Here is a 6,805-nt window from a genome sequence, read left to right as displayed (position 1 = left end):
GGCCTGCGGGTCCAGGGGGTGCATACCCCCTGGCGGGGTTCAAGGGGCGGAGCCCCTTGCCTGTCAGATATTCAGCAGCGCGGCGCGGGTGCGGCGCTTGCCGAAGGCGTTGGCCGCCTGGTTGGTGCCGAGGAAGATGTCGATGGCCTTGTCGTGCCGCGCGGCCATGAGATCGTTGATTTCGAAGATGCCGAGCCCTTCTATGCGCACCTTGCGGCCAAAGACCCAGCCCTTGTCGAAGAGGTCGCGCGAGACGGCGATGGTGCCGGGCCGCACGCGGCGCATGGAGGCGGCGATATCCGGGTCGGAGTCGGTCTGGCTGCGTTCGGCGTTGTAGGCGGTGACGGTGACCTGGGCCACGGGGTGGTTCTGGTTTTCCAGGCGCTTCAGATATTCTTGGTCCGTGACGATCATGTGCGCCACTTCCGCGCGGTATTCGCCGGGCGTGACGGCCAGCTTCAGTTCCTTCAGTTCGCTGGCCTGCGCGGCCAGGGCGGCGAGGGTGCAGACGAGGGCGGCGGCCAGGGCCGTAAGCACGGCGGCGGTAAGGTGCCGGGTCATGGATGCCTCCTTGCGGGACGCGTTTGTTTTGGTGCGCGCGGGCGTCATGCGGCAATGCGCGCGGCGGGGAGGGCGTTCTCCCCGCGGTGATAGTAGCAAGTATCGGTCCACATGTTGGGAATCGTTCTTTGCGCGGGGGTCAGCTCTCGGGCGGTTCCGGGCAGTCGGCCGGGATGGTCAGGATCATGACGGTGCCGCCTTCGGGGCGGTTGTGGGCTTCCAGAGAGCCGCCCAGACGCGTTGCCAGCCTGCGGGCAATCGCCAGGCCCAGGCCCGCGCCGCCGAAGGTGCGGGTGATGCTGGCGTCGGCCTGGATGAAGGCTTCAAAGATCTGCTGGCGCTTGTCTTCCGGGATGCCGATGCCCTGGTCGGCGACGAGGAAGCTCAGCTTGCTGGTGTCGCCCTCCGGGCACAGGGCCTCCAGGGAGACGTTTCCAGCCGGGGTGAACTTCAGGGCGTTGTCCAGAATCTTCACCAGGGCCAGGCGCAGGGCTTGCGGGTCGGAGCGGATGAGTTCGGGCAGGTCTGCCGAGTGGCGCATGCTGAAGCCCAGGTCCTTGGCCTTGGCCTGGGGCTCGAATTCCGCCTGCAGGGAGTGCAGCAGGTCCGTGGGCGGGAAGAGCAGGCATTCGGCCCTGGTTCCGGCCTCGTCCAGGCGGGCGAACTCTATGACGTTGCCGAGGAGCCGGTTCAGGCGCTCCGCAGATTCCAGGGCCACGCCGGCATAGTCCTGCTGCTCCGGCGTCAGGCCGGTGCTTTGCAGCACCTGGAGCATGCCCAGGATGCCATTCAAGGGGGTGCGCACCTCGTGGGTCATGTTGGCCAGAAAATCGCTTTTGGCGCGGCTGGACGACACGGCCTCGTCCTTTGCGGCCAGAAGGGCGCGCTGGGCCAGTATCTGTTCGGCCCCCAGGGCGAAGATGTCGGCCAGGGAGGCCACGGTGTCCAGGTCGTCCTGGGTGTAGTCGCGGCCGGGGTTGGCCAGGGCTATCTGCCCCACCAGGTGGTCCTTGATGACGGCGGGCATGGTGAGCAACTGGGTGATGGGCACGTGGCCCTGCGGCAGCCCCATGGCGCTGGGGTGGACGGCGGGGTTGTTGTCGTAGAAGCCTTGGCGCGTGTTCAGACTGTGGCCCCAAAGGCCCCTGTAGCGCCCGTCCGGCTCCAACGGGAAGGTGACGGGCAGTGAGCCGAGGGTGCATTCGCCGCTTTGCATCATGGCGCTCATGGCGCGGGGCTGCAGCCCGCCGCTGGTTTGGTCGACGAAGGCCACATAGCCGTGCTTGCTGCCGGTCAGTTCGCAGGCCCGGTCGAGCAGCAGCCCGGCAAGGGCGTCCATGTCCGGCGCGGGCCCGATGAGCGCGCGCGCGGCCTCGGCCAGGGAACGGTTCAGCCGCGTCTCGCGGCGCAGACTTTCCTCGGCCGCTTTGCGCTGGGTGATGTCGCGGATGATGCCCAGCGAGTATTCCACGCCGCCATGCTCCACCAGGGAGGACGTGCTTTCCGCCGGAATCCGGGAGCCATCCCTGCGGCGGAAGAACATTTCCTGGGTGGTGCGCCCCTTTTCACGCAGGGCCCGGCAGTGTTCGTGCCAGTTCTCCAGCGTGCGCGCGGGGTTGATGTCCATGACGGCCATGGACTGGAGTTCCTGCCGCGTGTAGCCGAGGATCGAGCAGGCCGCCTGATTGGCGTAGACCAGGCGCGCGTTGTCGGTCCTGGCCCAGAGGATCATGTCGCCCGCGTTGTCCATGCTCAGCTGGGCCTGACGCAGTTCCGCCTCCAGGGTCCTGCGGGCCGAGAGGTCGAGCCCCATGCCCAGGTAGCCCTCCAGCTCGCCCTGGTCGGAGTAGATGGCCGTGACGGTGAGATCAATGGGCACGTGGCCGCCGTCCTTGCGTACGTAGGTCCATTCGCGCGTATCAAAGCCATGGGGGCCGCCTTCGCGGGCCAGGGCGACAAAGACCTCGAACCCGGTGACGGCGTGCCCCAGGCGCTGCTCCAGCTCGCGGCCATAGGCCTCGACTTCACGCGGCAGGTGGATGAGCTCCGGTGTGGCCTTGCCGATGACTTCGCCCGCCGCATAGCCCAGCATCTGTTCCGCGCCGGTGTTGAACACGCGGATGACGCCTTCCGTGTCGGTGGAGATGATGGAGATGCGGCTGGCGGCGCGCAACACGCCGGCAAGGCGGGCGCGGGTGCGTCCGGCCTCGGTGCTGGCGCACAGGTCCTCCAGGGCGTGCACGCGGGTGCGCGCGCGGCGCAGGGCCAGAACCAGCCCGCCCAGGGCCAGGGCCAAGGCCAGGGTGAGCAGCAGGTCCAGCAGGGGATGTGAGGAGGACGGCAGGGCGGAGGATGCGGAGGAAGCGCAACCCGTCAGCAAACCTGCCAGCCCGCCCGTCAACAGGGCGGGCGGCACAAGGCCCCAGGCCCCGGCTGGCGGGGCAAGGGGCGCCCGTGCGGGCGCGGGCGGATGCGCGTGTTTCTGCATGGAGCTCCTGGTTATTGCGGGCTGGGACATATTCCTAGCAAAGCTGAGAATGAGAGGCAATGCCGGAATCCGTAGCGCTGGGTATTGCGGCCCCGCGGTGGCGGGCGTAGGAAAATGCAGGGCCGGGCCTTTACATACCCGGCCCTGGTATTACTCTGCGCAGGGGGGACGGCTCAACACTTCAGGAGGATTCATGGCCCAGGAGATTGTGGCGCGGGCCCGCGTCAAGGGCATGCACTGCGCGGCCTGCTCGGCCCGCATCGAGCGCATTCTGCGCGCGCGCGACGGCGTTGCCCGCGCGGACGTGAACCTTGCGGCCGAGAGCCTGGAAGTGGCCTACGACCCCGCCCAGGACAGCCCAGAAGCCATGGCCCGGGCCATTGCCGACGCGGGCTTCGAACTTCTTTTCGACGCGCCCGAGGCCAACGCGCCGGATTCCGCCACCCTGCACCTGGCCCTTTCCGGCATGAGCTGCGCCGCCTGCTCAGCGCGCATCGAGCGCGTGCTGAAGGCCGCGGACGGCGTGGCCGAGGCCGGCGTGAACCTTGCGGCAGAGAGCGCCAACGTCACCTACGATCCGCGCGCGGTGCGTCCGGCCGAACTCATCCAGCTCATCAAGGACGCGGGCTTCGGCGCGCAGGTGGTGTCGCGCTCGGCCGCGCTGTTCGAGGAGCGCCGCCGCGAGGCTGAGGAGCGTCTGGCTGGCCAGCAGCGCGAGCTCATCCCGGCCTTCGGCTTCGCCCTGCCCCTGCTGGTGCTTTCCATGGGCCACATGTTCGGCCTGCCCCTGCCGGACTTTCTGCACCCCGAGCACAGTCCGGCCACCTTTGCCCTGGTGCAGCTGGTCCTCACCCTGCCGGTGCTGCTCGCCGGGCGCGGCTTCTACCTGCGCGGCATTCCGGCGCTCATCCGCCGCGCGCCCAGCATGGACACCCTGGTGGCCGTGGGCACGGGCGCGGCCTTTTTGCACAGCCTGTGGAACACGGCGCTGATTCTTTTGGGCGACATGCCCACGCACCGCGCCCATGACCTGTATTACGAATCCGCCGCCGTGCTGCTGGCCATGATCTCGCTCGGCAAGTACCTGGAGGCCCGTTCGCGGCTCAAGACCACGGGCGCGGTGCGCGCGCTCCTGTCCCTTGCCCCGGACACGGCAACCGTGCTGCGCCAAGGCCAGCTTGGGCCGGAGGAAGTCCGCGTGCCTGCGGCCGAGGTCATCCCCGGCGACACCGTGCTGGTGCGCCCGGGCGAGCGCCTGCCCGTGGACGGCGTGGTGCTTTCCGGCTCTGGCGGCGTGGACGAGAGCATGCTCACCGGCGAAAGCCTGCCCGTGGCCAAGGCCGTGGGCGACCGCGTTGCCGCAGGCACCCTGAACGGCGCCGGAGCGCTGACCGTCCGTGCGGACAAGACCGGCGAGGACACCATGCTCGCGCGCATCGTGGACATGGTGCAGCAGGCCCAGGGCTCCAAGGCGCCCATCGCGAATCTGGCCGACAGGATCAGCGCGGTGTTCGTGCCCGCCGTCATGGGCATCGCCGTGCTGGCGGGCCTTGGCTGGCTGCTGGCCGGTGCCGGCGCGCCCTTCGCCCTCAAGATCTTCACGGCCGTGCTCGTCATCGCCTGCCCCTGCGCCATGGGCCTGGCAACGCCCATGTCCATCATGGTGGCCACCGGGCGCGGCGCGCAGCTGGGCGTGCTCATCAAGAGCGGCGAGGCCCTGCAAGCCGCCAGCGACGCGGGCGTGGTCATCTTCGACAAGACCGGCACCCTGACCTTTGGCAAGCCGGAGCTGGTGGAGCTGTTCACGGCCCCAGGCATCACATCTGGAACCGGCCTGGACGAGGCCGGGCTTCTGGCCCTGGCGGCCGGGGCCGAGAGCCGCTCCGAGCATCCGCTGGCCCAGGCCGTGCTGAACGCGGCGGCCGCGCGCGGCATCGCCACACCCACGCCGGACGAATTCCAGGCTCTGCCCGGCCAGGGCATCGCCGCCCGGGTTTCCGGGCACGCGGTGCGCCTGGGCAGCGCCGCCTACGCCGGTTCAAGCTTTGGCACGGGAGCTCTCGGCGAGGCGGTGACGCGCATGGCCGACCAGGGCCAGACACCCCTGTGCCTGGAGGTGGACGGCCAGCCCGCCGCCATCCTGGCCGTGGCCGACACCCTGCGGCCAGAGACGCCGGACGTGCTGAGGAAGCTCAAGGCCCAGGGCCTGCATCTGGTCATGCTCACCGGCGACAACGAGCGCACGGCCAAGGCCATCGCCGCCCGCGCCGGGGTCACGAACATCGTGGCCGGGGTAATGCCCGACGGCAAGGCCGAGGTGGTCGCCGTGCTCAAGGACGAGTTCAGCGGCACGGGCCGCACCGTCATCATGGTGGGCGACGGCATCAACGACGCCCCGGCCCTGGCCGGGGCCGACGTTGGCCTGGCCATGGGTTCCGGCATCGACGCCGCCGTGGAGAGCGGCGACATGGTGCTGCTCTCCGGCGGGCTTTCCGGCGTGCTGACGGCCCTGGCGCTTTCCCGCGCGGCCATGAAGAACATCCACCAGAACCTGTTCTGGGCCTTCGCCTTCAACTCCATCGGCATTCCTGTGGCCGCCGGGCTCCTGTACGCCTTCGGCGGCCCCACGCTGAACCCCATGCTCGCCGGAACGGCCATGGGCCTGTCCTCCGTCACCGTGGTGGGCAACGCCCTGCGCCTGCGCTTCTTCAACCCCTAACCACAGCACAAGGAGACCGCCCATGCCCGCTATCACCGTGAAGGGAATGAGCTGCAACCACTGCGTCATGTCCGTGACCAAGGCCCTGGAAGCCCTGCCCGGCGTCTCAGGCGTCAAGGTGGACCTGCTGTCCGGGAAGGCCAGCTTCGAGGCTGACCCGCCCGTGGATCCGGCTGTGGTCAAGAAGGCCATTGAGAAGATAGGCTTCGAGGTGGTGGGCTAGGGGAAGAGGCAAGGGGCGCTGCCCCTTGAACCCCGCCAGGGGGTATGCACCCCCTGGACCCGCATGACGCCGAAATGGCCGGACAGGCGTTCGCCTGCCCGGCCATTTCGGCGTGAAAAGGGCAAGGGTGCGGGAAGGGGAATCCGTGTCAGGTGGACTGCGGACGCGGCTCTTGCCCACCAGGAGCGAAAGGCGTAGGCAGGGCCTCTGCAACGCCGCTGCGCCAGCCGAGGCATCGGAGAAGCCTTTCCATGAACGACACGCAAAGTCTGCGCGACACGCCCTTCCCCCGCTTCGTCTGCTCCCAGACCGCCGATTTTCTGGCCTACCACATGCTCACCGTGGCCGTGGGCTGGCAAGTCTACGACATCACCTGCAGCGCCATGAGCCTGGGCCTGGTGGGGCTGGCCCAGTTCCTGCCCCAACTGCTGCTCACCCTCGTTGTGGGCCACGTGGCCGACCGTTTCGAGCGCCGCCGCGTGGTCATGGCCTGCCAGGCCGTGCTGTGCGCCGTGGCAGGCCTGCTGGCCTTCGGCAGCCATGCGGGCCTGCTCACAGAGGCCATGATGCTCGCGTGCGCCGCGGCCATGGGCGCGGCCCGCGCCTTTGTGCACCCCACCATGTCCGCCTATCTGCCCTCGCTGCTGGAACTGCGCCAGCTGCCCCGCGCCCTGGCCCTGTCCGCCTCGGCCCGGCAAAGCGGCATCATCATCGGCCCGGCCCTGGGCGGCGCGCTCTACGCCGCGGGAGCGCCCATCGTCTACGCCATCTGCGCCCTGGCCTTCATCCTTTCCATCATCGCCCTGTCGGGCAT

Annotated in this window: 5 protein-coding genes; 3 read left to right on the top strand and 2 right to left on the bottom strand. The window is 69.1% G+C overall.

Going from position 1 to position 6,805, the window contains the following annotated elements:
- Nucleotides 1–63: 63 nt before the first annotated feature.
- Together VN419_RS06270 and VN419_RS06265 are read right to left on the bottom strand one after the other, a co-directional pair.
- Entirely contained in the window at nucleotides 64–561 is a 498-nt protein-coding gene (locus VN419_RS06270; protein WP_325645590.1) for a hypothetical protein, read from the bottom strand.
- Between the two features lie 139 nt (nucleotides 562–700).
- Nucleotides 701–3,049, bottom strand: a complete 2,349-nt coding sequence (locus VN419_RS06265) for a PAS domain S-box protein (RefSeq protein ID WP_325645588.1) — start codon at nucleotides 3,047–3,049, stop codon at nucleotides 701–703.
- A 193-nt stretch (nucleotides 3,050–3,242) separates the two neighbouring features.
- Here VN419_RS06265 and VN419_RS06260 point away from each other — a divergent pair, with 193 nt between their 5' ends.
- From VN419_RS06260 to VN419_RS06250, 3 genes are all read left to right on the top strand, one after another.
- Complete coding sequence (locus VN419_RS06260; RefSeq protein ID WP_325645586.1) at nucleotides 3,243–5,768, top strand: heavy metal translocating P-type ATPase; 2,526 nt, start codon at nucleotides 3,243–3,245, stop codon at nucleotides 5,766–5,768.
- A gap of 22 nt (nucleotides 5,769–5,790) precedes the next feature.
- Nucleotides 5,791–5,991, top strand: coding sequence for a heavy metal-associated domain-containing protein (locus tag VN419_RS06255; RefSeq protein ID WP_325645584.1), 201 nt, complete (start codon nucleotides 5,791–5,793; stop codon nucleotides 5,989–5,991).
- Between the two features lie 251 nt (nucleotides 5,992–6,242).
- Nucleotides 6,243–6,805, top strand: a 563-nt coding sequence (locus tag VN419_RS06250) for an MFS transporter (RefSeq protein ID WP_325645582.1), incomplete at its 3' end; no start/stop codon positions are given.

Origin of the sequence: Humidesulfovibrio sp. (genome assembly GCF_035560995.1) — a bacterium.
Lineage (GTDB): Bacteria > Desulfobacterota > Desulfovibrionia > Desulfovibrionales > Desulfovibrionaceae > Humidesulfovibrio.
The sequence above is the reverse complement of the archived record's forward strand: the minus strand, read 5'-3'. Positions and strand labels throughout refer to the sequence as shown.

Bases quoted from the DNA above. Each gene is read 5' to 3' on its own strand.
- VN419_RS06270 (WP_325645590.1), bottom strand. From the start codon at position 561: ATGACCCGGCACCTTACCGCCGCCGTGCTTACGGCCCTGGCCGCCGCC.
- VN419_RS06265 (WP_325645588.1), bottom strand. From the start codon at position 3,049: ATGCAGAAACACGCGCATCCGCCCGCGCCCGCACGGGCGCCCCTTGCC.
- VN419_RS06260 (WP_325645586.1), top strand. From the start codon at position 3,243: ATGGCCCAGGAGATTGTGGCGCGGGCCCGCGTCAAGGGCATGCACTGC.
- VN419_RS06255 (WP_325645584.1), top strand. From the start codon at position 5,791: ATGCCCGCTATCACCGTGAAGGGAATGAGCTGCAACCACTGCGTCATG.